This window comes from Bacillus hominis, from assembly GCF_018332515.1.
In the GTDB taxonomy this organism is placed as follows: domain Bacteria; phylum Bacillota; class Bacilli; order Bacillales; family Bacillaceae_G; genus Bacillus_A; species Bacillus_A hominis.
This window is the reverse complement of the sequence record NZ_BOQD01000683.1, coordinates 1-580: the sequence shown is the minus strand read 5'-3', so window position 1 is coordinate 580 and position 580 is coordinate 1. Positions and strand designations below refer to the sequence as shown.

Sequence of the window (580 nt, the reverse complement as noted above, 5' to 3'; positions counted from 1 at the left end):
GTCTCTAGTCTTACATTATTTATAAACCCCATTAAAATCTTCATATTTTTAAGCATTATTTTTTGTTGTGATATCGCCTGCACTGCCACTAATAAAATATATATAATTAAAATGATCGCTAAACCTAACACTTCAGGAATATGATATAAAAACTCAAACGTCGGTGATTGGAATACACCATCAGCTTTCACATTAACAAAACCACTCATTGTAACCATCGGTATTAGCAAGAGGATTCCCATCCCCTCTAACAGACTCACGAAAACCATTCCCAAAAGATTTATATATATTTTTTTCCCAGAATACCCATTTAACTTTTTTAAAAACCGTAACAAATACTCCATTATCATACTCCCCCTATTGCAGTAAACGATTGATCTTTTTTCTCCACGCCCATAAAATAGGACGTAAGGGAAAATATAAAAAATATAATTTTTTTGGTAACGGTAATAACGCAACATCTTCTGGATAAGGATATAAAAAACTAGTAATAAAAAGAGCTTTTTGACGATTGGGCATTAAGGAAAATAAATGTTTATTATGATATTTCGCTACCTCCTCTGGAATCGTATCAGCGTGC

The 580-nt window shown here is 32.2% G+C and carries 2 pseudogenes; both read right to left on the bottom strand.

The window, feature by feature from the left end:
• A pseudogene (locus KI356_RS27940) lies at window positions 1-344 on the bottom strand (ABC transporter ATP-binding protein); the annotation flags it as partial.
• Between the two features lie 13 nt (window positions 345-357).
• A pseudogene (locus tag KI356_RS27935) lies at window positions 358-580 on the bottom strand (nucleotidyltransferase domain-containing protein); the annotation flags it as partial.